The organism is Mesorhizobium sp. AR02 (genome assembly GCF_024746835.1).
GTDB lineage: Bacteria > Pseudomonadota > Alphaproteobacteria > Rhizobiales > Rhizobiaceae > Mesorhizobium.
Genome location: NZ_CP080531.1, coordinates 4693190 through 4715078 on the forward strand (window position 1 = coordinate 4693190; position 21889 = coordinate 4715078).

Consider the following 21889-nt stretch of genomic DNA (forward strand, 5'->3'; position numbering starts at 1 on the left):
CAGGGCTCATCAACCGGAGCCGGAAGCCTTCGCTCAGTCGAACAACTGCGCCTGTCGGGAAAAATTGCTTTCAATCTTGGATGTGTTCCATGAGCATGGACACGAACCGCGTCACTTTTTGCGGGCGAAAGCGCGCCGCCGGATAGACGACGTGAATGCCGCCGGAGGGCAGCGTCCAGTTCGGGAGCATATGAACGAGGCGGCCCTGCGATAGATAATCGATGACCAGATAGTCCGGCAGAACTGCGAGACCGCCGCCGGCGAGCGTCGCTTCCAGGACGGCCGGGGTCGAGTTGATGGAGAACGTCTCGCGCATGGTGATGGTGCGCCGCTCGAAATCGCCTCGGCTGAAGCTCCAGGTGAACGGCTTGCGAAGGACGGAATTGGCAATGAGCGGCAAGGAAGAAAGGTCTTCCGGTTCGTCTACCTTGACCCCGGCGGCGAAATCCCGCGATGCGACCAGGATTTGCCGGAAGGTGCCGATGCGTCGCGCCTGCTGGCTGGAGTCTTCCAGCCAGCCGACCCGGATGGACAGATCTATCTTGTTGCCGATCAAGTCAATTATAGCATCGGAAATGAACAGTTCGACGCCGCAGGCCGGAAATTTCTGCCGAAAGCGGGCGGCGATTGGGGCCAGCACGATCGCGCCATAGTCATTGGACGCAGAAACGCGCAGCACGCCGGCCACTTCGGTGTTGCCCTCGCCAACCTCGGCGACGGCCTCTTCAACGTCCCGCAGGATCAGAACGCAACGTGCATGCAAAAGACGGCCTGCTTCGGTCGGCTCGAGCCTCCGCGTCGTGCGCACGAGAAGCGTGGTCTGCAGTTCGGCTTCAAGGCGGGCGACCTGTTGGCTGACGACGGCTTTCGTGATGCCAAGTCGCTCGGCTGCCCGGGTAAACGAGCCTGCGTCGATGACCGTAGCAAAATAGGCGAGGCGGTTGAGGTTGATTGATTCCACGGGACGCCGTCGTTTGATTGTAAGTTTACAGCATACAGTCTGTATTATTATAGGATATTTATCAATTAATCCAGGGGACTTACCTTTCGCGCTGTTCTCTCCATCGGGGGCGCAACCGTGGCTTGCGCTCTTCCCTCTCGGGCAGCTGGCCGCGCCACGCGGCCTGACCCCCATTTCAGTCAAAGGAGCTATTCCATGTTCACGAGGAGACAGATCATGAAGACCTCATTGGCCCTCGGCGCAACCGCCGTATTCGCCCCCGCCGAGCGCGGCCAAGCCGCCGGCACCACGCTTGGCTGGAAACATTTCCCGGCGGGTCCGAACGGCTTCTTCCGCGCGCCTGTGCTGGTGTCCGGGCCAAGCGAGGCCCTGCTGATAGATGGCGGCTTCACCTATCCGGACGGCAAGGCGCTCGCCGAGGCCATCAAGGCCACCGGCAAGAAGCTGACCACCATCTATGTCAGCCAGTCCGATCCCGATTACTACTTCAGCCTGAAGCCGGTGCGGGAAGCCTTCCCGGAGGCAAAAGTGATTGCTGCCTCCGCCACGCTCGAAGCCATCAAAGGCAGTGTGGAGAAAAAGCTCGCGGTCTGGGGCCCGCAATTGAAGGAAAACGGCCCGCAGGCGCTGTCCGACATCGTTGTGCCCGAAGCATTCGACGGCCCAACGCTTAGTGTCGACGGCGAGACGATCGAGATCGTCAATGCGGAAGAAGGACTCGACAACCGCCGATACCTGTTCGTGCCGTCGCTCAATGCCGTTTTCGGTGGTGTGATGATCTTCGCTGGTGTTCATGTCTGGACCGCAGACACGCAGACGAGGGAAAGCCGCGCCGCCTGGGTCAAGACGCTGGAGGCGATTGCCGCCCGCAAGCCCGCCGTGGTGGTGCCTGGCCATATGGCCCCCGATGCCGCAACCGGTCCTTCGGCGGTGGAATTCACCAAGTCCTATCTTCTCACCTTCGAGGAAGAACTGAGCAAGGCGGCCGACAGTGCCGCGCTAAAGGCCGCCATGGAGGCCCGCTTCCCCGGCCTCGGTATGGGCGTCGCCCTCGATATCGGATCCAAGGTCGCCAAGGGCGAGATGAAGTGGGGCTGACATGGCGACGAATCTCGACTTGATCCGCAGGACCTACGAGGGAACCTCCGAGAAGAACGGCCGTAATCTTCTGGCCGTTCTTCCCCAGACGTCGAATGGACCGAGGCGGAAGGATTCCCCTACGCCGGCACCTATGTCGGAATCGAGGTCGCGCGCGCCCTGATCTGAAATCCACACAGCCCGAGGAGCAAAATATGTTGCACCTTAAGTCTTTCGCGGCGGCCATTTTTGCCGTCGCGGCACTCACCGCCGCCGCATATGCTGGAAACGCCAAGCCGGTCAAGGAGGCGGTTCGACAACATCAACTAACCAAAGAAAACAAGGCGCTTGTCCTGAGGCCTATCAGGCTCTGTTCGGCGACCATGACCTCACGGCGCTGGACCGTTATTGGGCCGAGGCGTACATTCAGCATAACCCGACGATGACGGATGGCCGAGACTCGGTCAAAAAGCTTCTCGAAAGCATGGGTGTTGCCAATTGGCCAAAACAAAAGGTCGACTTCAAGCGGGTAATCGCCGAAGGCGACCTCGTCATGACCCAGGTCGTTCAACCGAAGGCAGGCAACATGCCGGAGACCGTCATCGTGGATGTTTTCCGCGTTGAAAATGGTAAGATCGCCGAGCATTGGGACGTGATGCAGCCAGTGCCAGCCAACCCGGCCAACAAGCGACCAATGTACTGATCCAGGCCCCTATGGCAGCGTCGGCGCCGGCGGTTCAGAATCCGAAGGACACCTGCGCCGGCGGCGGTGGGCCGACGCGCACGCCTTCCATGGCCAGCATCTTTTCCTTGGTGACGGAGCCGCCGGGTGCCGAGAAGCCGCCGATCTTGCCGCCGGCGGCGAGGATGCGGTGGCACGGGATGACCAGCGGCACCGGATTGGCGCCAAGGGCAGCGCCGGTTTCGCGCGGCAGGCCGGGTTGGCCGGCGCGCTTGGCCAGTTCGCCATAGGTGGTGGTTTCGCCATAGCCGAGTTTGCGTGCCGCGTCGTAGATGGCGAGGCGGAAATCATCGACACCGTCGAGATCGACCGGTACGCCGGTGAAGTCGACGTCCTCGCCGGCGGCATAAGCCTTGATCGAAGCGATGAGGTCGACCACCCATGGCGGCTGCGCCGTGGACTCGGAAACGCCGGCATGGCGCATCAGCCGCCGCTCGATCGCTTCGCGGCTGCGTTCGGGCAGGCAGAGCCGGATCAGGCCCTTTTCGCTCCAGGCGATGCCCATGAAACCGATCACTGTTTCTAACACTGCGTGGCCGGCTGTGATCGAAGATGTCGTTTCCATGATGCGCTCCTTTCCGCAAAGCGGCGAAATCCGGGATTCCATCCGGTACATATCAGGAACAATATGGCAGTTCGGCCTGAGTCCCGCCACCCGAAAACCGCCTGATGGCCCCGATTGCCCGCCCTGAATCGCTGGTGTAAGGGATTTCTTAACACCCGACGAACCGGACCCGTGCGCGGCTTGCCAGCAAAACATACCCTTATCGCGATCGGCGTGATCATGGCGGCGGCCGGCATCAGCGGCTGTACCTCGACCTCGCAGATGAAAGCCGCGCCGTCCCTGACCGAAACCGCGACCGTTGCCGGCAGCGATGCCGGCTTCACCATACCGCTGCCGGAGACGGTTTCGGTGCTGCCGCAATCCTCGGGCATTGCCCCCGTCCAGACGGCTGAGTTGACACCTGGCCCGACCACCGCGCCAGCGCTTGATCCCGCCGCCCAGCCGGCTGCCGCGACCGCGGCCTTTGCCGGCTCGACGCCGGCGGCCCCGGCCATACCCGCTGTGATGACCGCCAATGCCTGGCAGGCACCGCCGCCGGCCAAGGCAGGTCAGCCCGTCAAGACGGCGCAGACATACACCACCGCAGGGCTCATCGTCCCGGCAGTCGCCGGTAGCGGCCAGAAACTGCCTGGCGTGCAGCAGGTGGCCTATGTCGTGCCGCAGAACCCGGCTGCCCTGGTGCAGTTCCCGTCCGCGCCGCTCAGCCCTGCCGCTCCGGAAGAGCACACAGGCGTGCGCGGTGACGTCGACCGGCTGATTGTCAAATACGCCGCCCTCTACCAGGTGCCGGTCGATCTGGTGCGCCATGTCGTCAACCGCGAAAGTACCTTCAATCCCAAGGCCTACAACAATGGCCATTGGGGGCTGATGCAGATCAAGCACGCGACCGCGCGCGGCATGGGTTATGACGGGCCGGCCAAGGGCCTGTTCGACGCCGAGACCAACCTCAAATACGCGGTCAAATATCTGCGTGGCGCCTGGCTGGTGGCCGACGGCAACGCCAAAAAGGCCGACTGGCTCTACCAGACCGGCTATTATTTCGACGCCAAGCGCAAGGGCTTGCTCGAGGCGACCGGCCTCGGTGTCGACCGTAAGCGGCACCGCCTGCAGCCCGACGCCTGAGCGCGATGCCCGAACCGCGCCCGCCGGCCCTGAACGACATCCGGCTGCGCAAGATCCTCGACGATACGCTGGTTGCACCGCACTGGCCGGATGGCTTCGTCATGCGATCTCTCGCGCCCGGCGATGCGTCGGCGCTGCATGCGTTGCTGAGCGAGGTATACGACGATGGAGCCGAAGGCCCGTTTGAAAAATGGTGGCCGCATGTTGCGGACGACCCCGAATTCGACCCGATGCTGTGCTTCCTGGTGATTGACGCCAAGGGCCGGCTGGCGGCGGCGGCACTTTGCTGGACTTCGGCCTTCGTCAAGGATCTTGTCGTTCATGCGGAGGCGCGCGGCAGGGGCATTGGCGAGGCGTTGATGTGGCACGCCTTCGCCACCTTCCGCGATCGCGGCGCTGCTCATGTCGACCTGAAGACCAACACGGTGGAGAGCGCCGCCGCCGTGCGGCTCTATGACCGGCTCGGCATGTTCGAGGTGGACTGGCTCGGGTGAAGGACTTGAACACCCGAAGCCATAGTGAAGGGCCGGTTGGCGTTAGATATCCGGCGCGTTGCCGATCTTCTGCTTGAGCTCCAGCGCCCAGGCGCGGCCTTCGTCGCCGCCCCACAACAGCCAGGCGATATAGCCGGCCGAGGGGTTGTCCTCATTGCCGTAGTTTTTCCCGCGCTTGTCGACCTCGTGGCGGGCGAAGTAGCTGACCATGCGGCGGATGGTCGACGGTGCGAGCTTCTCGCGGTTCTTCAGTTCCGTTGCCCGCGCCACGCCGATCTCGGTGCCGCCACGGCCGAACTCTCTGCGCAGCCTCAAGCCCTTGGCGGCATTGTCGGCCACCCCTTGCGGGCAGCGCAGGTCGATCTCGTCGTCGCGCATTCCTGTCCCCCCATGGCTCGCTTTACCCTGCGCTGAGAATGCTGGGAAGCCGCGGAGGTTCCCCCCGCAACCAATCGCTGCGCGCCATCCGCAAAAAATGTCGGGGTCGATCTCAGCCAAACGTCCTTGGGTCGCAGAGCAACCGCGCCGGGACGCCGGCGCGCGGACCCAAGGAGCCGATCATGATCACCTTTCCTAACGAATCCGCCAGATACCGCACCGCCCGCGAAAAGCTCTTAAACAAGGAAATCGAGCTGCGCCGCGCCATGGAGGCGGTGGCCGAGGCGCGCCGCGCGCTGCCGCCGGGTGGGCTGATCCGCCAGGATTATGTCTTCGATGCGCTCGATGCCGACGGCAAGCCGGCGAAGACAAAACTGTCGGAGCTGTTCGCGCCGGGCAAGGATTCGCTCATCCTCTACCAGATGATGTTTCCACGCCATCCGCAGGAGACGCGCGACGTGGCGATGAGCGGCGGTACGGCCACGCTCGCCCGGCCGGACCAGCCATGCCCGTCCTGCACGGCGCTGCTCGATCAGCTCGATGGCGCTGTCGGCCATCTCGAAGCGGCCGGCTTCAATTTTGCGGTGATGGCGAAGACCGGGCTGGAAAACCTGCTCACACTCAGCCGCGACCGGGGTTGGCGCAACATGCGGCTGGTGTCGTCGGCCGCCAACAGCTTCAAGCGCGATTACAATGCCGAGGATACCGACGGCGCGCAGATCCCGCTGCTGTCGGTGTTCCACCGCGATGGTGACGCTATCCGCCATTTCTGGTCGTCCGAGCTCGGCTTCGCGCCGACCGATCCCGGCCAGGACCCGCGCGCCATCGGCACCTGCGAGATCCTGTGGAACCTGATGGATTTTACCCCGGAAGGAAGGCCGGACTGGCGCGAGCAGCTGCAGTATGGGGCGGGGTGTTGCCATTAGAGGGCGGTGCGGCAATCGCACCTTACGGGCGCCCGGCGCCGCCCCTCGCTTCGTCATCCACGGGCGGAGCAAGGAGCGAAGCGACGCAGCGCAGAGCCGAGGAGCTGCTCCGCAGCCCAAGGGATCCATGCCGGGACTCTGGAGCGTCGCAACGGTGCAGAATTCTGCGCCGCTGTGCCTCTCGTTGATGTCGCGGCATGGATCCCAGGGTCTCCGCGACGCTGCTTCGCGGCTGCTTCGCCCTAGGATGACGAAGTCGGGGGCGCTTCCGCCACCTCCGACGCATCAGCCCCTGGCAAACCCGCTGCCGCAAGGTGGCTCTGTGCCTGCGCCCGCCGAGCATTAGACTGCCACCATCAAATCGAGGGAGCACCCATGCCCAAGATCGACCTATCCGCCGTGCCCGTCCGCAAAGGCTCCGGCTATCCCGCGCCTTTCGACGCCCCTTGCGCCGCCCGCACGCGCCGCCGCTTGGGTGACGCCGGCGGCCTCACCGATTTCGGCGTCAACCTGATGACCTTGCCGCCCGGCGGCTGGTCGAGCCAGCGCCACTGGCACAGCCATGAGGACGAGCTCGTCTATGTGCTGGAGGGCGAGTTGACGCTGGTCGAGGATGGCGGCGAGACGCTGCTCAGGGCGGGCGACTGCGCCACCTTCGCCAAGAACAGCGGCAATGGCCATCACATGATCAACCGGTCGTCGGTTACAGCGCTACCTGGAAGTCGGCTCGCGCAATCCGGACGATGTCATCACCTGCTCCGACATCGACATGATGAGCCCGAGTTCGGATGGGCGGTTTTTGCATAGGGATGGCACGCCTTATCCGGGGCAGGGGTGAGCGCTGGCCCATGCATCCGCGCTGGCGTTCTGCCAGCGTCGGGATAAGCTCGCGGTAATTACAGGTTGGCGCCAAGGCCCCCTCATCCGACCGCTTCGCGGCCACCTTCTCCCCGAGGGGAGAAGAGGGAAGCGCCGGCGCTCGTAGCCTCCTCTCCCCTCGGGGAGAGGTCAGCCGAGCGAAGCGGAGGCTGGGTGAGGGGGCCTTGGCGCCAACCCTGCCAACCAAAGGGAGGACCACCATGAAGAAAGAAGTCATCGAAGTGCCCGTCATGTCGGACAAGGTGCGCTCACTCGGGCTGCCGTGTTCGACGGCGGTGAAGGCCAATGGCTTCGTGTTCATCTCGGCGACGCCGCCGGTGGACATGGTAACCGGCGAGATGGTGCGCGGCGACATCGAAACGCAGACCGAGGCATCGCTGAAGGCGCTGAAACATTGCCTGGAAGCGGCCGGCACCTCGCTGGAAAACGTGGTGATGGTGCGCATCTACGCCGTCAATTCCGGCTTCTACAACGCCATCAACCGGGTCTATGCGAGGTACTTCAGCGTCAACCCGCCTGCGCGGAGCTTCGTGCCGGTGGCGTCCTGGCCGATGGAGTTCGATATCGAGATCGAATGTGTGGCCGTGGCGTGAGCGCGCATCGCCAAGGGTCTGACCATTCCAGCGGACGCTTTCAATTTACAGAAGGCGCATGCTAGCCTCTTTCCCGGGAGATTACTTTTTAAATACTTTATGGGGCGGGGATGAGCGAATTGCGGACTGCATTGTCGCGGCTTTTCACAATATTGGGCTTTGGACTGCTGGCCGTGATGTCGTCAGCGACTCACCAGTCCGTTGCTGCGGAATGTGCCGATATTCCCGTCGCCGTGGTCGGCCCCATGACAGGAGATTGGGCGGTTTACGGCGACGAAATACGCCGTGGTGCCCAACTCGCAACGGACGACATCAATGCCAAGGGTGGCATAGGAGGATGCAAGCTGGCGCTCACCGTGCTTGATGATCAGGGCAACCCCGATGCCGCCATCGCCATGGCCAAGACATTGGCGAAAGACAGAATTCGTTTCGTTGTCGGCCACTACAATTCAGGGGCGTCGATCCCGGCTGCGCAAATCTATGCCAAGAACAACACGCTGATGGTCAGCCCGGCATCGACAAATCCCACGCTCACCGAATTCAAACTTTGGAACGTTGCCCGGACAGCAGGGCGCGACGATGTTCAGGGGACGTTTGCCGGTGAGTATATGGCGGGTCATTTTCCAGCGCGGAATCTGGCTGTTGTCAGCGACGGCACGCCCTATGGCGACGGTCTGGCGGACAAAGCCAGGAAGGCACTGCGCGCAAAGCGGCACCCTGAAAAGCTGGCCACCAAAATCCCATACGACCAAGCCGACTTTGCCGACCTCATCCGCAAAATGAGGGCCGCGAAGATCGAGATTGTCTTCTTTGCCGGGTTGGCGGGCCAGTTGGGGCCTCTCATTCGGCAAACCGACGAGGCTGGTCTGCACGTGCAGTTCATCTCGGGCGACGGAGCCATGGTCAAGGATCTGACCGTCCTGGCCGGGCCGGCCATCGAAAACACCCTGATCGCGTTTTCACCCGAGGACCGGTCCAATCCTGCGGCTGCGAACGTCGTCGCACGTTTCCGCTCCCAGGGCTTCGAGCCGGAGGCCTATACGCTGAAGTCCTATGCCGCCGTCCAGGTGATCGCCGGGGGTATCGGGATGGCAGGTGTCCAGGCGCCGAGACTTGTCGCCGCCGCCATACGGTCAGGCAAGCCGATTTCGACCGTCCTAGGCGATCTGACGTTCGATGCCAAAGGTGACCGGCGTGAGCCTGATGTAGCGATGTATGTATGGACGAGGCAGGCGAACGGTGGTTTTTCGCTGAAGCCGATGAAATAGAGGCAACCTCGAAGTTGGAGCTGCCTTGGGCGTCGCTGAAGGCCGGCGTGCAGCTTCGTGCCAGTGGCGTCTTGGCCGATGGAGTTCGATATCGAGATCGAGTGTGTGGCGGTGGCGTGAGTTTTCCTTCTCTCGCCGCAACCACAGGGAGATTGTCATGACCAAGGAAATCGTCGAAGTGCCGGTGCTGTCGGCGGCTGTGCGCACGCTGGGCTTGCCGTTGTCGCTGGTGACCAAGGCTGCCGGCCTAGTCTTCGTCTCCGGCACGCCACCGCTCGATCTTACGACCGGCAAGCTGGTCAAGGGCGATATCGAGGTACAGACCGAGGCGTCGCTGAAGGCGCTGAAGCACTGCCTGGAAGCGGCCGGCACCTCTCTGGACAATGTGGTGATGGTGCGCATCTACGCCGTCAATTCCGGCTTCTACAACGCCATCAACCGGGTCTATGCGAAGTACTTCAGCGTCAACCCGCCTGCGCGGAGTTTTGTGCCAGTGGCGTCCTGGCCGATGGAGTTTGATATCGAGATCGAGTGCGTGGCGGTGGCGTGAGGACCGCGACTCCCCCTCCTATATTCTCGGAGAACTGTGTGCCCCTTGTCGCCAATGGATGCACTTCGCCATAGGCGTCCGACCAATCAAGCGGCAGGCGCAGCCTCTTCCGAGGCTTCCGTCGCCTTTGGAATAACAGGGAGCTCTGCATCTGGCAGCCGTCCAAACTTTTTCTGCCATTGTATTAACTGCCAAGTGTGGGCTCTGGCACTGTCCAGTGGGCTTCGTGCTGCTATGATTTGGAGCGCATCGGCTGCACGGGACATGATTTCAATAGCGATATTGGTCGGGTTTGAGACATTGAGATAGTCCGTGAGGCCTTCGCGTATTTTCCTAAGCTCTTCGTTGCGATGGCTCGTGAGCACTCGCACGTATTCCTCTACCGGTAGTTTTGCCAATTGCGCCGCAATATCCGAACCGAATCCGGCCTCTTTCAAACCCAAGAAAAGCGCATCACTGGAGAGATCAGGCTTCACGCCCTCTCTAGCTTTCATCACCCTTGCAAGAATGTCCTTAGGCAGTTCCATGCCAAAGCGGAAAAGACGCTCAACGTCAAAAGCGCTCACATCGCCATCGTGCGCGATTTCATAAAGGTCAAAAACCTTTTTCGCCTCTTCCTGGTGCCCAATCCTGCCAAACAAGTCGATGAGTTGCGATGTTGTGCCCAGGGAATAAAACTGCGCGTTGGCCTCAAAGCACTCCATAAGCTCAGCGACTAATTCCTGTCCATTGTCATCGAACGAGTTGCGATATGAATCCCATGCCTTTTCCAGCTTGGCGTTCGCCTCGGCGGACTGCTCAATTTTGTTGAGTTCGGTCGCGTAAACGGCCACCACGTTTGGATCGAAATACCCATTGATAATACCGTCCATTAGGACAAGGTCGAAATCGTCAGTATGGGTGAAGCCATATTGCCTTAATTTCGGCTCCCATTTTTCCCGCAGCTTGGCAACCTCTTCGTTCGGGGGCTGCGTTGCGAAGGAATACTCCCCAATCGCCTTTAAAAAATTCAGGGTCGGTGCTATCTCAGGCTGGTAGTTACACCATCCAAATAGCACCAGTGATTTCGTCACCGCCCTCAACACGCCAGGCTTATAGTCTTTGAGCATCGGAGCTATGTCGCTTACGATGCTGTAAATCTTCTGAATGACGCGGATATTGTCGATTCCGAGCAGGATGGTTTGCTCGCGAACTTCATCTGTTGGAATTGGAGCAGCTTTCAGGTTATCGAGAGCGGTCGCAGCAGATTCACTTGCGGAGGGTATGAAGCGCAGGTTGAGGTCGACGACCTTTTCAAGGAATCCTTCGAACTGTGGGCGATCATCCAGTCGCTCGTCATTCAACAGAAGGGCTACTTTGCAATGACGCTCCTCCGTCAACTGCGAAATTAACCCAAGAACGTCCCCGCTCCGCAGGTGCTCTCCCTTGCGTTCAAGGTCGTCTATGCAAATGAGGCGATTGCGAATAAGCAGTGTCATTAGCGATGCAGCGGCACCATAGTAGCCATCGCCTAAGAAACCGCCGAACCGGCCAGCTAACTTCTTTACAAGCGTCACACCGTCTTCGTAGGCAGCGGTAAGGTTGGTCGCATCGAAAGGCTGGCCTATCCGTTCTCGCTTGATCGTCTGGGTCGCAATTTGGCGCTGCACTTCCTCGATGCTGTTCAGCCCAAAGAGAGACACATAGGCATATTTTTCTAAACCTATACCGCCCTTGACCTTTGCAGCTTTCTCCAGCTCATCGTTCCAAGTGTAGGTCTTGCCTGTGCCCCAATTTCCTCGGATGCAGAGCACTCCAGGATCGTCTGTTTTCAGGAATTCTGCAACCTTCTGGCGCACCAGTTTCGTTGACATGTGCCCACCCAAAGACTCAAAGCATCACCGTAACTTGAATCTTGGCTGTGTCACTTCCTCGTTTTAATTTAGTGCAGCTGTTCAAACGCTCGTAGACGTCGCGGCAACGTGAGGACATGTTACAGGTTGATCCTTTTTTGATGTATAGATTTCCAGAGTTGACGTGAATGCGAGCGGGCCAACCGATCAAGCACCATTTCTTGCCGATCTTCTACTTGAAACGCTGGGCTCAAACTGATGGTCGGCTGATCGAATTCAGTAAGCCTTTCGGCAATCAGGTGAAGCCTAAGCGAGTTCACCCAGAGGGCACTGGTTACATATCGAGGCTTTACGCCATTCAGGGTCTGCCTGACGAGGTCGCGCATGAGATGGAGCGCGAGTTTCTCTCCCCAATCGATAGCAAGGCTGCCGATGCGCTTAAGACCATGCTTAACGGTGGAGAATTCTCGGTTGCACAACGCCTCGCTTGGTCGGGTTTTATCGCCACGCTTTTGTCGCGAATGCCCTCGGATATTAGAATGCTGCGCGAAAACATCACAGAGCTGTCTTCGACGATCGCTCCGGGTTTTGAGAATATCTTTCAGGCACTAAAACCCGAAAATGAGGCTCGAACTTTCGAGCAAATGACTGACGAATTCCTAGCGAAAGCTGCGCCTCGTACTATCAGGCACGCAAAAAATTTGATGTCGAACGAAAGATTGATATCTGGATTGGCAGCGATGGAGTGGTCAGTGTTGACAGTGGATAGAGCTATCCACGAGCTCCTGACTTCGGATCGACCGGTAATCTATACTAACGTACTCGGGAGTGCAGAATCACACGTCATCGTGCCAATTGGGCCGCGAAAGCTATTCGTTGGGGTCAACGACCGAGCTCTTATTGAAAAGATTAAGCGTATTGGGGAAGACAAGCTGGTTAGCACCACAAACGCTGCTGTTGTCGGTGCCGCCGACAAGTTCGTCTACGGCAGGTCCGATAGCCAAATCCGTTTCGTCCAAAATCGTATGGGAGAGGCTCAAGTTCCTTCACTCATCGAACGGATGAGGGTTTTGCAAAGGTCGCGTTACGATGACGTCTTAAGACTTTTACGCGAATTGCCAATTCCAGTTCAAAATGAGCCTGAGTAACCGCTGCCCCTCATCCGCCTGCCGGCACCTTCTCCCCGTTGAACGGGGAGAAGGAAGCTAATTCTCAGGCAAAATACTCCTGCAGCGGCCTGACCTCCAGGCTCCCTGCCTTCAGCGCCGCAATCGCCTCGGCCACCGCGGCCGCACCCGACAGCGTCGTATAATACGGCACCTTCTGCATCAGCGTCGCGCGGCGCAGCGACTTGGAGTCCGACACCGCCTTCTGGCCGTCCGTGGTGTTGAAGACGATCTGCACCTGGCGGTTGCGGATGGCGTCTTCGATGTGGGGGCGGCCTTCGAGCACCTTGTTGATCTTTTCTGCCACCACGCCGTTTTCGGCGAGGAAGCGCTGCGTGCCTGACGTGGCCAGCACCTTGAAGCCGAGGCCGGCCAGGCGCTTCACCGCCGGCAGGATGCCTTTCTTGTCCTCGTCGCGCACCGAGACGAATAGCGTGCCGGAGCGTGGCAGGTCGACGCCGGCGCCGAGCTGGCTCTTGGCGAAGGCGAGCGCGAAATCGCGGTCGAGGCCCATGACCTCGCCGGTCGAGCGCATTTCCGGGCCGAGCAATATGTCGACGCCGGGGAAGCGGGCGAAGGGGAAGACGGCTTCCTTGACCGCGATGTGGCCAGGATTGCGGGGGTCGGGCATGGCGCCGTAATGGGCGAAGGCATCTTCCAGCGTCTCGCCGGCCATGATGCGGGCGGCGATTTTCGCAATGGGACGGCCGATGGTCTTGGCGACGAAGGGCACGGTGCGGGACGCCCGTGGGTTGACCTCCAGCACATAGACCGTGCCGTCCTTGATCGCATACTGCACGTTCATCAAGCCGCCGACATTGAGCGCGCGGGCAAGGGCCGCCGTCTGGCGCTCCAGCTCGTCGACCAGTTCGGAAGGCAGAGAGTGCACCGGCAGCGAGCAGGCGCTGTCGCCCGAATGGATGCCGGCCTCCTCGATGTGCTCCAGAATGCCGGAGACGAAGGTCGCCTTGCCGTCGCAGAGGCAGTCGACGTCGACCTCGATGGCGCCGGAGAGATAGGTGTCGAACAGCAGCGGGTTCTTGCCCAACAGCGTGTTGATCTGGCCGGTCTTGTCGTTGGGGTATTTCTGCTTGATGTCCTCCGGCACCAGGCCGGGCACGGTGTCGAGCAAATAGGATTGCAGCATGCCCTCGTCATGGATGATCTGCATGGCGCGGCCGCCCAGCACATAGGAGGGGCGCACCACCAGCGGGAAGCCGAGCTCGCCGGCGACGAGGCGGGCCTGCTCGACCGAATAGGCGATGCCGTTCTTCGGCTGGCTGAGGTTGAGCTTGTGCAAGAGCTTCTGGAAGCGGTCGCGGTCTTCGGCGAGATCGATCATGTCGGGCGAGGTGCCGAGGATCGGGATGCCGGCTTTTTCCAGCGCGTCGGCCAGCTTCAGCGGTGTCTGGCCGCCGAACTGGACGATGACGCCGACCAGTTCGCCCGAGGCCTGTTCGGCGCGCAGGATCTCCAGCACGTCCTCCGCCGTCAGCGGCTCGAAATAGAGCCGGTCCGAGGTGTCGTAGTCGGTCGAGACCGTCTCCGGGTTGCAGTTGATCATGATCGCTTCATAGCCGGCGTCGCGCAGCGCGAAGGCGGCATGGCAGCAGCAATAGTCGAACTCGATGCCCTGGCCGATGCGGTTCGGCCCGCCGCCGAGGATGACGACTTTTTTCCGCGACGAGACCTGCGCCTCGTTGGCGAGCGCGCCGGCGAACGGCACCTCATAGGTCGAGTACATATAGGCGGTCGGCGAGGCGAACTCGGCAGCGCAGGTGTCGATGCGCTTGTAAACGGGATGAACGTCGAGTTTTTCGCGGATTTTCGCGATCACTTCGGCGTCGGTCTTGGTCAGCGAGGCGAGGCGGGCATCCGAGAAACCCATAGCCTTCAGCATGCGCAGATTGACGGCGTCCTGCGGAATGCCGTGCTCGCGGATGCGGGCTTCCATGGCCAGGATGCCGGCGATCTGTTCGAGGAACCACGGGTCGATCTTGCACATGGCGTGCACGTCTTCCAGCGAGGTGCCCATGCGGATCGCCTGCGCCACCATGCGCAGCCGGTCTGGGGTCGGCGTGCCGAGTGCGGCGCGGATGGCGTTGCGGTCGTCGGCATGGTTGGCCGCCACGGTGCCGTGGCCGAGGCCGGGGATCTCGATCTCGTCGAGGCCGGTGAGGCCGGTTTCGAGGCCACGCAGCGCCTTCTGCAGCGATTCCTGGAAGGTGCGGCCGATGGCCATGACTTCGCCGACCGATTTCATGGCTGTGGTCAGCACCGGCTCGGCGCCGGGGAATTTCTCGAAAGCAAAGCGCGGGATCTTGGTGACGACGTAATCGATGCTTGGCTCGAAGGAAGCGGGCGTGGCGCCGCCGGTGATGTCATTCTCCAGTTCGTCCAGCGTGTAGCCGACGGCAAGCTTGGCCGCGATCTTGGCGATGGGGAAGCCGGTCGCCTTTGAAGCCAAAGCGGAGGAGCGCGAGACGCGCGGGTTCATCTCGATGACGACGAGGCGGCCATCGGCCGGGTTGACGGCGAACTGTACGTTGGAACCGCCGGTCTCGACGCCGATCTCGCGCAGCACCGCGATCGAGGCGTTGCGCATCATCTGGTATTCTTTGTCGGTGAGGGTCAGGGCAGGGGCGACGGTGATCGAGTCACCGGTGTGGACGCCCATCGGGTCGATGTTTTCGATCGAGCAGACGATGATGCAATTGTCCGCCTTGTCGCGGACGACCTCCATCTCATACTCCTTCCAGCCGAGCACGCTTTCCTCGATCAGCACTTCGGTGGTCGGCGAGGCGTCGAGGCCGGACTGGACGATGTCGTAGAATTCGGCCCTGTTATAGGCGATGCCGCCGCCGGTGCCGCCCATGGTGAAGGACGGGCGGATGATGGCGGGCAGGCCGACATGGTCGAGCGCCTGGGCGGCGATCGCCATGCCATGGCTGATGTAGCGCTGCTTGCGGTCGCCTTCGCCGAGGTTCCAGCGGGTTTCCAGCGCGTCGAGCGCGGCGTCGAGATCGGCCGGCTTCTCGGCCTTGAGTGCCGCGCGCTCCGCCTCATGCGTCTTGCGGTCGGTGTTCTTGACGTCGGTGGCGTTGGCCAGCATCGACTTCGGCGTTTCCAGGCCGATCTTCTTCATCGCCTCGCGGAACAGCGCGCGATCCTCGGCCTTGTCGATGGCGTGTGCATCGGCGCCGATCATCTCGACATTGTAACGCTCGAGCACGCCCATCCGGCGCAGCGACAGTGCGGTGTTGAGCGCGGTCTGGCCGCCCATGGTCGGCAGCAGCGCGTCGGGCCGCTCCTTGGCGATGATCTTGGCGACGACTTCGGGCGTGATCGGCTCGATATAGGTGGCGTCGGCCAGTTCCGGGTCGGTCATGATGGTGGCCGGGTTGGAATTGACCAGGATAACCCGGAAACCCTCTTCCTTCAGCGCCTTGCAGGCCTGGGTGCCGGAATAATCGAACTCACAGGCCTGACCGATGACGATGGGGCCGGCCCCGATGATCAGGATCGACTTGATGTCAGTGCGTCTTGGCATGTCATAGGTCCGTTCGGCGGGCGGCTTGCACAAAAAACCGGGACGGGAAGACCCGGCCGGTTGTGCTCGCGATTCTGGTATCAGGCTAGGTGGGCCTTATAGGGAAGAGTTTTGGCGGATGTAACCCCGAAAATGAGGGATTAGGCAGTAGGGTAGTAGGGCAGTAGGGCAGTAGGGCAGTAGGGCAGTAGGGCAGTAGGGCAGTAGGGCAGTAGGGGGGAGGGCTCGAGCGCCCTTAAAACATATTGCCCTATTGCCGTACTGTCTTACTCCCCTGCCTCCTAGTTCCCAAACGCCACCGTATCGGTGATCTCGAAGCGTTCGGAGACGCCGATGCGGATCATGCTCAGGCTGCCCTCGCGGGTGAAGCGGAAATCGCTCTTGGCGTTCGAGCCGGCCGGCAGGCCGGCATAGAAGGAGATGACGCGGCTGCCGCCATCGGGCCAGGTCACCGTGATGTCGGCCTTGTCGGCGCCCTTGTGCGCGACGGTCGCCGCGCAGAGCTCCATCGGCTGGCCGACATAGCGGGCGCAGGGAATCTGGACCGTACCGCCAGAGGCAAGGGCGGTCGGCTGCGGCGGCAGTTCGGCGACGGTCTGCGTGTCGACGGCGGGCGCGGCACCATCAGGACGCGGCGTGGGAACGGGAACGGATCCCGCCGCCGAGCCACTGTCCGCGGCCGTGCCGGCATCGCTGTCGGGTGCTGCGGCCGCATCCTGCACGGGGGGCTGCGGGATTTCTCCGGTCGACGGGGTTTCATTCGCCGCCAGGGCCAGGCCGTAGGCATCCTGCATGGCGATCTCGGCGGCTGACTTAACCGGGGCTTCTGATGTGACGGGATGGACCACGCCGCCGAGCCGTGCCGTCAAATCGGGCGGTGGTGACACTGGCGGCGACATCGCCGCATCGGGCGCCGCGCCTGCATCCGCCGCCTGGTCGAGGGGAACCGTCGCCGGATTGACGGGGACAAGGTAGCGCGCCGGGGCCCAGCCGGTGGCTTTGGGATTGTCAGACTCAACCTTGCACCAGGGGTGCCCGTCAATCTCGTTGCAGCCGAGGTTCCTGACGCTGGCGCCGGCAGCCAGGCGCGCCTCGGTCTTGCCGATCGCCGATGGTCTGGCGCGGACATTGAGCAGGTCGTCCGGAGCGAGCCCGGTGACGATGGAGATGAAGGGCGTGTCTTCGGCATGGGCCGGGACAACGGCTGCAAGCGCCGTCAGCAGCGACGGAGCGGCCATCAGCGCCAAAAGCGTTGTCCGCAGCGTAATTCGGCGCCTCATCACTTGGCTGTCGGCGATCAATTGCATTATCAAAGGCACCGCCAGAACCCAAAAACGCTGCCGCACGCGAAGCCGGTTTTATAAGCGACCGCGCGCCGCCGTGTCTACAAGCGAGATGTTCACGCCTTTTTCAGCCCGAATGTGAAGTGCTCAGCCTCGAGGCATCAGCTTCGCTCAGCCTGGCATGAATCCAGTTCTCAGTGCATAGGCCCATTCCGGGCGTCCCGCCTGTTCGGCCTGTCGCGCCGCCGCCTCGTGGTCGTAGTCGACGGCGATGGCCTCGAAGCGATCGGGCCGGCCTTCACCACCCAATGTGACGATGCCGTAGCGCGCATGCGGCGAGCCCTGTTCGGAAACATGCGCCGGCGGGGTGGAATCGTCATAGGCAGGGCAGCCGATGCTGCCCGGATTGAAGACGACGGGACCGTCGGGGATGCGGACCAGCTCCGCGCGGTGGCTGTGGCCGCACAGCGCAATGCGGCAGGCCGGGTCGAGCGCTTTCAGCCGCCGCCGGATCGCCGCCAGCGGCGCGCGCACCAATTGCCCATCGACGACCGCGTCGGCAAGATATTTCTCGTCGTGGTCGGGGCGCGCATGGAAGGCGACGACGCCGGGCGCGATCTCCAGCGTCAGCGGCTGGGCGAAGAGGACTTCGCGCTGTGCCTGCGTCAGCCGTTCCTGGGCGTAGACGTCCGAAGCCCACATGGTCTCATCGGCTGGGTCGGCCGCGACGCGGCGGTCGTGGTTGCCGCGCACCGTCGGCAGGTTCAGCGCCTCCAGCCGCTCAAACGTCTCGCGCGGCCACAGCGGCCCGGAAACGCTGTCGCCGAGATTGACGGTGAGGTCGGCACCGCCACGACGCGCCAAGTCCTCCAGCACGGCATCCAGCGCCAGGAGGTTGCCGTGGATATCGGCGAGGACGGCAATACGCATGCGGGGAGCTCCGTGGGTTGGCGAATGGCTGGTCGGAAGAGCGACCCTGGCAGGACTTGGGTTCCTCGCCCCCACGTAAGTGGGGGAGAGGTGGCTCGGCGAAGCCGAGACGGAGAGGGGGCCTTGGCGCTGCCTCTCGGGATTTAGAAGAAGACCGCAGCATCGTGCAGCCCCCCACTCCGGCCGCTACGCGGCCACCTCTCCCCCGCTTCGCGAGGGAGAGGAAAAGGTTCAGGCCGACACCTCAATATCGTGCCCACCGACCGCCGGCAAAGCGGGATCGTCGCCGGCCGCCGCGATAACACTGTCGAGCAGGCCGGGGAAGCGGGCGTCGAGGTCGGCGCGGCGCAGCGTGATCATGCGGTTGGTGCCGACCACTTCGGCGCGGGTGACGCCGGCTTCGCGCAGCTTGGCCAGATGATAGCTCAGATTGGTCTTCGAGCCGAGGTCGAGGAACTGGCTGCAGTTCAGCGGCACGCCTTCCTTGCTGGCAAGATAGCGCACGATGGCGAGCCGCGTCGGGTCACCGAGCACGCCGAGCACGATGGGCAGGCTGATCTGGTCCGTGTTGGGATGAGGTAGCGTCATGGCTGGAACCTAAGCGCAGTTCGGGCCGATTTCAACGCATCCGTCCTCGCCTGCCCGTACACACTGTTTCTCCCGTTTCGATCCGTACCGAACGACCGTGCTGACACAGGGCTGTCAGGAAGGTTCAGCTATTTTGCCCTGGCTTCATTGACATCATGCCTTGTTATGTCCAATTGTTCAATAACTTTTGAACTAAGGACACCTGCCATGGACAAGCGGCTCTTCTGGCTTGCGCTCGGATCGTTCACGATCTCGACCGAAGGCTTCGTCATCTCCAGCCTTCTGCCCGATATCGCCCGGGATGCCGGCATTTCCATTCCGCTCGCCGGCACGCTGATCACCGCCTTTGCGCTCGCCTATGCGGTCGGCACGCCGATCCTGGCGACGCTGACCGGCGAATGGGACCGGCGCCGCGTCATCCTGTGGACGCTGGTGTTCTTCGTCATCGGCAACATCGCCGCCGCCTTGAGTTCTTCCTTCGAAGTGCTTCTGATCGCGCGCATCATCATGGCGCTGTCTTCGGGCCTGTTCGCGGCGACCGCGCAGGGCACGGCGGTGGCGCTGGTCGATGACCATCACCGTGCGCGTGCCATCGCCGTCGTTGTCGGCGGCACCACGGTGGCCGTCGCCGTCGGCGCGCCGCTCGGCGCGCTGGTCGCGGCCTTTGCCGGCTGGCGCGGCACCTTCTATGCCATTGCCGGGCTCGGCGCACTCGCCGGCGCCATCCTGTGGTACCGGCTGCCGCGCGGCATCGTTGGCACCAGGCTGCCGTTGAAGCGGCGGCTCGCGGCCGCCATGCGGCCCGGCGTGATGCCGATCCTGGTGACGACATTGCTGGCGCTGACCGGCGCCTTCACCGTCTTTGCCTATGTCGCGCCGCTGGCCATCGAGGGCGGCGGGCTCAGCCAGATCGCGCTGCCCGGCATGCTGCTCGCCTTCGGCGTCGGTGCGGTCATCGGCAACATTGCCGGCGGCCAGGCGGCCGACCGTTTCGGCGCCACCCGCACCGTCGGCTGGTCGCTGACGCTGAGCGCGGCCATGCTGGTGATGCTGTCCGTCATCCCGACCTTCCTGCCACAGCACATTGCAGGCCCGGCGCTGATGGCGATGATGGTGCCGTGGGGCATCGTTGGCTGGGCGTTCCCGCCGGCGCAGGCCAGCCGCATCATCAAGCTGGCGCCCGATGCCGCGCCGATCGTGCTGTCGCTCAACGGCTCGGCGCTCTATCTCGGCGTGGCGCTGGGCGCGGTGGTCGGCGGCGGCGTGCTGCGCTACGGCGCGCCGGCCGATCTCGGCCTGGTCGCGGCTGCCTTCCCGTTGATCGGGCTGGGCATCGTGCTGGCCGGCCGCTGGGCGGCACGGCCGGTCGCGATGCCGGCTGAATAGTCTCTTCGAAAGCCGTCGGCCGCCTTAGGCGGCCGGCGGCAGATCGAAATCCATCGCGCCGATGTCATCCAGCACCGCGCGCAGGCGTTCCGCCTTCTCCTTGCCCACCACGTCCTCGAAGCGCTGCTGGGCGATTTGCCAGAGCTTCATCGCCTCATCGAGCTTGACCAGGCCTAGCGCGGTTAGCCGCACCCGCTTGATGCGGCGGTCGTCCGGATCGGCGAAGGTCTCGACATAGCCGTCACGGATCAGCGGCTTCAGCGTGTGGCCGAGCGCCGACAGGTCCATGACCAGGGCAGCGGCAATGGCGCCCATCGCCGGTTCGTCGCCGATGTGGATCTGGTAGAGCAAGCCCTGCTGCGTGGCCTTGAGGCCGGACGGCGCCTGCACATCGTCATAGAACTGGCCGAGCTTGCGCGTCGCGCGCCGCAGCATGGCGTAGTTGCAGGCTGTCAGTCCGGGCAGAGCGTCTTTCGACATGATGGTTTCCCTGGGCGACGGCCGCGCGCCCCACAAATAATCTTGGATGCGATCATTGAAAAGATAGTGGCATATGCCCACTTCATCAACAGTGGCATATGCCACTAAATCAATCAGGCGGCTTGCCGGCAAGGTGAGGGCGAATGTCCACGGTGCCGGCGGCCAGGTCGAAGCAAACAATTCGAGAGATAGAAGGAACAGGACAATGAGTGGACAGGCAAACAAGGGCACGGCGGTCGTCACCGGCGCGTCGTCGGGTATCGGCGCGGTCTATGCGGACCGGTTGGCGGGGCAGGGCTATGACCTCGTGCTAGTGGCGCGGCGCGCCGACCGGCTCGAGGAACTGGCCGAGAAGCTGCGTTACGCCTACGATCGCAAGGTCAGCTTCATCGCAGCCGATCTGTCCGACGACGACGATGTGCGCCGTGTCGAGCGGGTGATATCGGCCGATGACAGCGTGACGCTGCTGGTCAACAATGCCGGCCTTGGCGGCCAGCAGGTGGTGGCAACGGCCGACGCCGACGCGGCCGAGCGCATGATCAAGGTCAATGTCATCGCCTTGACGCGCCTGACCCGTGCCGTGCTGCCGGGGCTTTTGGCGCGCAACCGCGGCGCCATCGTCAACATCGCCTCGGTGCTCGCCTATGACACCTCGTTCGGCGGCATCTACAGCGGCACCAAGGCCTATGTCGTCAACTTCACCGAAGCCCTGCACCGCGAGGTCGCGGGCACCGGCGTGAAGGTGCAGGTGGTGCTGCCGGGTGCGACCCGGACCGATTTCTGGGAGCTTGCCGGCAGTGATATCGACCAGCTTCCGAAGGAAATCATCATGACGGCCGACGACATGGTCGATGCGGCCCTTGTCGGCCTGGCCAGGGGCGAAGCCGTCACTGTGCCGGCGCTTGTCGACGCGGCCAAGCTGGACACATTCCTCGGCGCCCGGCAGGCTTTCTACGGCAGCCTGCACGCCGACAAGCCGGCGGCGCGTTACGCGGCTTGAGGGTAGGTGGCGTCGGCCTCGCAGGACTGGGTTCCTCGCCCCCGCCAGAGCGGGGGAGAGGTGGCCGCGAAGCGGTCGGAGAGGGGGCTGGCGCCAGCGGCTGGAAGGGATTTCTTGAA

Annotated in this window: 20 protein-coding genes and 1 pseudogene; 12 read left to right on the forward strand and 9 right to left on the reverse strand. The window is 62.6% G+C overall.

Annotated features, from left to right (window positions below; all coding sequences use genetic code 11):
• Window positions 1–70: 70 nt before the first annotated feature.
• A complete protein-coding gene (locus tag DBIPINDM_RS26880; protein ID WP_258589351.1) occupies window positions 71–961 on the reverse strand; it encodes a LysR family transcriptional regulator in 891 nt (296 codons plus the stop codon).
• A gap of 195 nt (window positions 962–1156) precedes the next feature.
• On the opposite strand from DBIPINDM_RS26880, the gene DBIPINDM_RS26885 reads away from it, so the two are divergent.
• On the forward strand, window positions 1157–2059 hold the full coding sequence (locus DBIPINDM_RS26885; RefSeq protein ID WP_258582028.1) for an MBL fold metallo-hydrolase: 903 nt from the start codon (window positions 1157–1159) through the stop codon (window positions 2057–2059).
• A 376-nt stretch (window positions 2060–2435) separates the two neighbouring features.
• Entirely contained in the window at window positions 2436–2741 is a 306-nt protein-coding gene (locus DBIPINDM_RS26890; protein WP_258589352.1) for a nuclear transport factor 2 family protein, read from the forward strand.
• Window positions 2742–2775: 34 nt separating this feature from the next.
• Here DBIPINDM_RS26890 and DBIPINDM_RS26895 read toward each other — a convergent pair whose 3' ends face one another.
• Window positions 2776–3345 carry a methylated-DNA--[protein]-cysteine S-methyltransferase gene (locus tag DBIPINDM_RS26895; protein ID WP_258582029.1) on the reverse strand — a complete coding sequence of 190 codons (570 nt, stop codon included), beginning with the start codon at window positions 3343–3345 and terminating at the stop codon, window positions 2776–2778.
• A 180-nt stretch (window positions 3346–3525) separates the two neighbouring features.
• Here DBIPINDM_RS26895 and DBIPINDM_RS26900 point away from each other — a divergent pair, with 180 nt between their 5' ends.
• Entirely contained in the window at window positions 3526–4467 is a 942-nt protein-coding gene (locus DBIPINDM_RS26900) for a lytic transglycosylase domain-containing protein (protein ID WP_258589353.1), read from the forward strand.
• A 5-nt stretch (window positions 4468–4472) separates the two neighbouring features.
• The gene (locus DBIPINDM_RS26905; RefSeq protein WP_258582030.1) at window positions 4473–4961 is read left to right on the forward strand and encodes a GNAT family N-acetyltransferase; all 489 of its coding nucleotides are present in this window, start codon (window positions 4473–4475) and stop codon (window positions 4959–4961) included.
• Between the two features lie 42 nt (window positions 4962–5003).
• Here the strand turns inward: DBIPINDM_RS26905 and DBIPINDM_RS26910 are convergent, their stop codons facing one another.
• Entirely contained in the window at window positions 5004–5339 is a 336-nt protein-coding gene (locus tag DBIPINDM_RS26910; RefSeq protein WP_258582031.1) for a hypothetical protein, read from the reverse strand.
• A gap of 182 nt (window positions 5340–5521) precedes the next feature.
• Between DBIPINDM_RS26910 and DBIPINDM_RS26915 the strand changes: the two genes are divergently transcribed.
• The 5 genes and pseudogenes from DBIPINDM_RS26915 (at window position 5522) to DBIPINDM_RS26935 (ending at window position 9555) form a co-directional block, all read left to right on the forward strand.
• The gene (locus tag DBIPINDM_RS26915) at window positions 5522–6265 is read left to right on the forward strand and encodes a DUF899 family protein (protein ID WP_258582032.1); all 744 of its coding nucleotides are present in this window, start codon (window positions 5522–5524) and stop codon (window positions 6263–6265) included.
• Window positions 6266–6640: 375 nt separating this feature from the next.
• Window positions 6641–7103 (forward strand): annotated as a pseudogene (locus DBIPINDM_RS26920) (cupin domain-containing protein).
• 241 nt (window positions 7104–7344) lie between these two features.
• Window positions 7345–7737: a Rid family hydrolase gene (locus DBIPINDM_RS26925; RefSeq protein ID WP_258582033.1), complete on the forward strand. Its 393-nt coding sequence runs from the start codon at window positions 7345–7347 to the stop codon at window positions 7735–7737.
• A gap of 110 nt (window positions 7738–7847) precedes the next feature.
• Window positions 7848–9005 carry a branched-chain amino acid ABC transporter substrate-binding protein gene (locus tag DBIPINDM_RS26930; RefSeq protein ID WP_258582034.1) on the forward strand — a complete coding sequence of 386 codons (1158 nt, stop codon included), beginning with the start codon at window positions 7848–7850 and terminating at the stop codon, window positions 9003–9005.
• Between the two features lie 157 nt (window positions 9006–9162).
• Complete coding sequence (locus DBIPINDM_RS26935; protein WP_258582035.1) at window positions 9163–9555, forward strand: RidA family protein; 393 nt, start codon at window positions 9163–9165, stop codon at window positions 9553–9555.
• An 86-nt stretch (window positions 9556–9641) separates the two neighbouring features.
• Here the strand turns inward: DBIPINDM_RS26935 and DBIPINDM_RS26940 are convergent, their stop codons facing one another.
• Window positions 9642–11408 (reverse strand): hypothetical protein, encoded by a 1767-nt coding sequence (locus tag DBIPINDM_RS26940; RefSeq protein ID WP_258582036.1) that lies wholly within the window; start codon window positions 11406–11408, stop codon window positions 9642–9644.
• Between the two features lie 200 nt (window positions 11409–11608).
• Here DBIPINDM_RS26940 and DBIPINDM_RS26945 point away from each other — a divergent pair, with 200 nt between their 5' ends.
• The gene (locus DBIPINDM_RS26945) at window positions 11609–12535 is read left to right on the forward strand and encodes a DUF4238 domain-containing protein (RefSeq protein ID WP_258582037.1); all 927 of its coding nucleotides are present in this window, start codon (window positions 11609–11611) and stop codon (window positions 12533–12535) included.
• Between the two features lie 64 nt (window positions 12536–12599).
• On the opposite strand, the gene carB is transcribed toward DBIPINDM_RS26945, so the two are convergent.
• The 4 genes from carB to DBIPINDM_RS26965 form a co-directional block, all read right to left on the reverse strand.
• Window positions 12600–16103: a carbamoyl-phosphate synthase large subunit gene (gene carB, locus DBIPINDM_RS26950; RefSeq protein WP_258582038.1), complete on the reverse strand. Its 3504-nt coding sequence runs from the start codon at window positions 16101–16103 to the stop codon at window positions 12600–12602.
• A gap of 281 nt (window positions 16104–16384) precedes the next feature.
• Window positions 16385–17410: an SH3 domain-containing protein gene (locus tag DBIPINDM_RS26955; RefSeq protein WP_258582039.1), complete on the reverse strand. Its 1026-nt coding sequence runs from the start codon at window positions 17408–17410 to the stop codon at window positions 16385–16387.
• A 147-nt stretch (window positions 17411–17557) separates the two neighbouring features.
• Window positions 17558–18316, reverse strand: a complete 759-nt coding sequence (locus tag DBIPINDM_RS26960) for a metallophosphoesterase family protein (RefSeq protein WP_258582040.1) — start codon at window positions 18314–18316, stop codon at window positions 17558–17560.
• A 231-nt stretch (window positions 18317–18547) separates the two neighbouring features.
• The gene (locus DBIPINDM_RS26965) at window positions 18548–18904 is read right to left on the reverse strand and encodes an ArsR/SmtB family transcription factor (protein WP_258582041.1); all 357 of its coding nucleotides are present in this window, start codon (window positions 18902–18904) and stop codon (window positions 18548–18550) included.
• A gap of 207 nt (window positions 18905–19111) precedes the next feature.
• On the opposite strand from DBIPINDM_RS26965, the gene DBIPINDM_RS26970 reads away from it, so the two are divergent.
• Entirely contained in the window at window positions 19112–20290 is a 1179-nt protein-coding gene (locus tag DBIPINDM_RS26970) for an MFS transporter (RefSeq protein WP_258582042.1), read from the forward strand.
• A gap of 24 nt (window positions 20291–20314) precedes the next feature.
• Here DBIPINDM_RS26970 and DBIPINDM_RS26975 read toward each other — a convergent pair whose 3' ends face one another.
• A complete protein-coding gene (locus tag DBIPINDM_RS26975; protein WP_258582043.1) occupies window positions 20315–20770 on the reverse strand; it encodes a MarR family winged helix-turn-helix transcriptional regulator in 456 nt (151 codons plus the stop codon).
• A 205-nt stretch (window positions 20771–20975) separates the two neighbouring features.
• Here DBIPINDM_RS26975 and DBIPINDM_RS26980 point away from each other — a divergent pair, with 205 nt between their 5' ends.
• Window positions 20976–21770, forward strand: coding sequence for an SDR family NAD(P)-dependent oxidoreductase (locus DBIPINDM_RS26980; protein WP_258582044.1), 795 nt, complete (start codon window positions 20976–20978; stop codon window positions 21768–21770).
• Window positions 21771–21889: the final 119 nt, after the last annotated feature.

Coding starts and splice junctions, on each gene's coding strand:
- DBIPINDM_RS26905 (WP_258582030.1), top strand. CDS start 4,473: ATGCCCGAACCGCGCCCGCCGGCCCTGAACGACATCCGGCTGCGCAAG.
- DBIPINDM_RS26930 (WP_258582034.1), top strand. CDS start 7,848: ATGAGCGAATTGCGGACTGCATTGTCGCGGCTTTTCACAATATTGGGC.
- DBIPINDM_RS26885 (WP_258582028.1), top strand. CDS start 1,157: ATGTTCACGAGGAGACAGATCATGAAGACCTCATTGGCCCTCGGCGCA.
- DBIPINDM_RS26935 (WP_258582035.1), top strand. CDS start 9,163: ATGACCAAGGAAATCGTCGAAGTGCCGGTGCTGTCGGCGGCTGTGCGC.
- DBIPINDM_RS26970 (WP_258582042.1), top strand. CDS start 19,112: ATGGACAAGCGGCTCTTCTGGCTTGCGCTCGGATCGTTCACGATCTCG.
- DBIPINDM_RS26980 (WP_258582044.1), top strand. CDS start 20,976: ATGAGTGGACAGGCAAACAAGGGCACGGCGGTCGTCACCGGCGCGTCG.
- DBIPINDM_RS26895 (WP_258582029.1), bottom strand. CDS start 3,345: ATGGAAACGACATCTTCGATCACAGCCGGCCACGCAGTGTTAGAAACA.
- DBIPINDM_RS26925 (WP_258582033.1), top strand. CDS start 7,345: ATGAAGAAAGAAGTCATCGAAGTGCCCGTCATGTCGGACAAGGTGCGC.
- DBIPINDM_RS26910 (WP_258582031.1), bottom strand. CDS start 5,339: ATGCGCGACGACGAGATCGACCTGCGCTGCCCGCAAGGGGTGGCCGAC.
- DBIPINDM_RS26965 (WP_258582041.1), bottom strand. CDS start 18,904: ATGACGCTACCTCATCCCAACACGGACCAGATCAGCCTGCCCATCGTG.
- DBIPINDM_RS26960 (WP_258582040.1), bottom strand. CDS start 18,316: ATGCGTATTGCCGTCCTCGCCGATATCCACGGCAACCTCCTGGCGCTG.
- DBIPINDM_RS26955 (WP_258582039.1), bottom strand. CDS start 17,410: ATGCAATTGATCGCCGACAGCCAAGTGATGAGGCGCCGAATTACGCTG.
- DBIPINDM_RS26975 (WP_258582043.1), bottom strand. CDS start 20,770: ATGTCGAAAGACGCTCTGCCCGGACTGACAGCCTGCAACTACGCCATG.
- DBIPINDM_RS26940 (WP_258582036.1), bottom strand. CDS start 11,408: ATGTCAACGAAACTGGTGCGCCAGAAGGTTGCAGAATTCCTGAAAACA.
- carB (WP_258582038.1), bottom strand. CDS start 16,103: ATGCCAAGACGCACTGACATCAAGTCGATCCTGATCATCGGGGCCGGC.
- DBIPINDM_RS26915 (WP_258582032.1), top strand. CDS start 5,522: ATGATCACCTTTCCTAACGAATCCGCCAGATACCGCACCGCCCGCGAA.